The 3,232-nt window shown below is 70.3% G+C and carries 2 protein-coding genes and 1 pseudogene; 2 read left to right on the top strand and 1 reads right to left on the bottom strand.

Annotation, left to right across the window (positions count from 1 at the left end):
* Positions 1 to 95 precede the first annotated feature (95 nt).
* Together C8P69_RS23235 and C8P69_RS23230 are read left to right on the top strand one after the other, a co-directional pair.
* Positions 96 to 1,436: pseudogene (locus C8P69_RS23235) on the top strand (efflux RND transporter permease subunit); the annotation flags it as partial.
* An 88-nt stretch (positions 1,437 to 1,524) separates the two neighbouring features.
* On the top strand, positions 1,525 to 3,036 hold the full coding sequence (locus C8P69_RS23230; RefSeq protein WP_108179797.1) for a TolC family outer membrane protein: 1,512 nt from the start codon (positions 1,525 to 1,527) through the stop codon (positions 3,034 to 3,036).
* A gap of 4 nt (positions 3,037 to 3,040) precedes the next feature.
* On the opposite strand, the gene C8P69_RS24035 is transcribed toward C8P69_RS23230, so the two are convergent.
* Positions 3,041 to 3,232, bottom strand: a 192-nt coding sequence (locus C8P69_RS24035; protein ID WP_170118380.1) for a hypothetical protein, incomplete at its 5' end; no start/stop codon positions are given.

The following is a 3,232-nucleotide window of genomic DNA, read 5'->3' as shown; positions in this document are numbered from 1 at the left end:
TCGCGGACCTCAGGTGAGAACTTGTTCGTCGTCTTGCTCGTCATGGCTCCATCCTACTTGGAAGTTGGAGCCTCCGGCAGACCCGGGGCGGTTCAGTGCAGAGCGTCGTCTCCCAGCAGGGCCGCACCGATGACGGCACCGAGGTCGCCGGCTTCAACAATGTCGAGTTCTTCACGCCGCTCAAACCGCGCGAACAGTGGCGCGAGGGGGTCGACAAGAACAAGCTTGTCGAACAGATGCTGGCCCAGCTGTCACGCGAATTCCCGGGCGTCGACTTCAACTTCTCCCAGTATCTCGAGGACAACGTTTCGGAGGCCGCATCCGGCGTGAAGGGCGAGAACGCCATCAAGCTCTTCGGCAACAACCTCGAGACGGCGACCGAATATGCCGAAAAGGTCCGGCGGGTGCTGGCCAGCGTCCGCGGCATTGACGACCTCGCGGTCTTCACCGTGCTCGGCCAGCCGACGCTGACGATCCGCATCGACCGCCTCGCGGCGGGGCGCTACGGCCTCAGCCCGGGCGACATCAACACCGCGATCCGCACCGCCATCGGCGGCGACACGCCGGGCGACTTCTTCGAGCCCGGCAGCGACCGGCGCTTCCCGATCATCGTGCGCCTCGCGCCGGAGTTCCGTCAGAGCCCGGAGGCGATCCTCAACCTGCGCATCGGCGCGACGGATTCCTCCGGCGGGATCACCCAGATTCCCTTGAGCGAGGTGGCCTCGGTCAGCCTCGTCTCGGGCGCCGCCGCGATCTATCGCGAGCAGCAGCAGCGCTACATCCCCATCCGCTTCTCGGTGCGCGACCGCGACCTCGGCTCGGCCATCCAGGAGGCGCAGTCCAAGATGGCCGAGCAGGTGGAACTGCCCGCTGGCATGCGCATGGAGTGGGCCGGCGAATTCGAGAACCTGCAGAACGCCATCGCCCGCCTGCAGGTGGTGGTGCCGATCACCCTGCTGCTGATCGCCTTCCTGCTCTTCGCCAACTTCAATTCCATCGTCGATACGCTGCTGGCGCTCTCGGTCGTGCCGCTCGCCATGGTCGGCGGCATCTTCTCGCTGGTGCTGACCGGGACCCCCTTCGGTGTCTCCGCCGCCATCGGCTTCATCGCGCTGGTCGGCGTGTCGGTGATGGAAGGCATCATCGTCATCTCCTACTTCAACAGCCTGGTGGGGGCCGGCCGCGACCGCATCGAGGCGGCGATCGAATGTGGCAGGGTCCGCATGCGTCCGGTGCTCATCACCTGCGTCGCGGCCTGCGTCGGCCTGCTGCCCGCCGCCCTCAACACCGGCATCGGCAGCCAGGTGCAGCGTCCGCTCGCCTTCGTCGTGGTGGGCGGCATCCTCGTGGCGCCCTTCCTCATCCTCATCATCCTGCCGGCGCTGATCGCGCTCGTGTCGCGCCGCCAGCGCGACGAGAGCGAGGTGGTGACATGAGCCTGGGGATCGCCTTGTCGCGCGGCATTCTGGCGTTTGACATCACCGCCCGAGAGGCGTTGGTGGAGACGATGTCACGAGCGCATTCATGAGCCGCCAGCTGCCCCTCCGTCGTTTCCGCTGGACCGGCGTGTCGCTGCGCGCCCTGGCGATCGCGATCCTTGCTGTGGGCGTGGTGGCTCCGGCCCTGGCAGAAGGCACCCAGCCCCGCCCGGCGCCCCGCAGCCGGCCCGCGGCCGCGCCGGCGGGCGTCAGCTCGCTGGAGGCGGCGCTCGCCCGCGCCTTTGCCACCAACCCCGACATCCAGGCCCAGCGCGGCCAGGTGCGCGCCACGGCCGAGACCATCGCCCAGGCGCGTTCTGCGGGCCTGCCGCAGGTCAGCGCGACGGCCTATGCCGGCGTGCTCGCCACCCGCTCGATCCTGCGCGGGACACCCACCAACACCATCGACGGGGCGACGCTTGGCCAGCGCGGTGTCGCGCTGACCGCCACGCAGAGCCTCTTTGACGGCTGGCGCACGCAGAACTCGGTCGTCCAGGCCCAGCGCCTCACCGAGGGCCAGCGCCAGCAGCTGCGCGCCATCGAACAGGCCATCCTGCTCGATGTCGCCTCGAGCTATGTCGCGGTCCTCACCGGCCACGCCCTGGTCGATGTCCAGCGCCGCAATATCGGCTTTCTGACCTCGACCCTCGCCAATGCCCGCACGCGCCTTGCCTCGGGCGTCGCAACGCCGACGGACGTGTCGCAGGCCGAAGCCCGCCTCAGCCGCGGCCAGGCTGATCTCAGTGCCGTCGAGGCGGACCTCCAGATCGCCCGTGACCGCTTCGCACGCCTCGTCGGGGCACCCGCCGGCGCGCAGCTGCGGCCCGTCCGCCCGCTGGACGCGCTGCTGCCGGCCAGTCGCGATGCCGCCCGCGATGTCGCGGGCACCGGCAATCCGGCTGTCCTGGCCGCCATGGAGCAGGTGCGGGCGGCCGACGCCGCCGTGCGCATTGCCCAGGGTCAGATGCTGCCGCAGCTCTCGGTTCAGGGGCAGGTCGCCCGCGACTACGACACGGCAACCGACACCCGCCGGGTCGACAGCGCCCAGATGGTCGGCCGCGTGACGGTGCCGCTCTATGGCGGCGGCGGACCGGAGGCCCAGGTGCGGCAGGCGCAGGAACTGCTCGGTGCGGCGCGCCTGCAACTCGACTCGACGCGTCTCCAGGCGCGATCGGCTGCCTTTGCCGGCTACACCGCCTATCTCACGGCCGGTGCCACGATCCGTGCGGCCACGGTGGAGTCCCAGGCTGCCCAGGTCAGCGTCGAGGGCATGCAGAAACAGGTCGAGGCGGGTGTGCGCACCCTCGTCGAGCTCCTGAATGCGCAGCAGGACCTCACCATCGCCCGCGCACGCCTGATCCAGGCGCAGGGCGACCGGATCATCGCGACCTTCACGATCCTCGCCGCAACCGGCCGCCTGGAACCGGCGCGCCTTGGCCTTGCGAGCCTCGTCCCGGCAGGGCAGCCGGTGGCGCCCGCGCGCTCGGACTGGGATGTGCGCGGGGATGCCTGGCGCGACCTCAGGACCGTTCCGCCGGCCGAGGCGCCGCGGCGCTGACGGATCAATATTCGTAGTCGACGGGCTCGGGCTCGATCACCGCATAGGCGAGGCGCGTCGGCGCACCGCCGCGGATGGCGGGCGGGGCATAGGCATAGCCGTCGGCTTCGAGGTCCGGCACGAGCTCGCGCAGGCGCGCGAGCATGGCGCGGTCGGACGGGTGCCAGACGACGAGCGCTCCCTCGCGCGCGAGGCG

Origin of the sequence: Phreatobacter oligotrophus, assembly GCF_003046185.1 — a bacterium.
Lineage (GTDB): Bacteria > Pseudomonadota > Alphaproteobacteria > Rhizobiales > Phreatobacteraceae > Phreatobacter > Phreatobacter oligotrophus.
The sequence above is the reverse complement of the archived record's forward strand: the minus strand, read 5'-3'. Positions and strand labels throughout refer to the sequence as shown.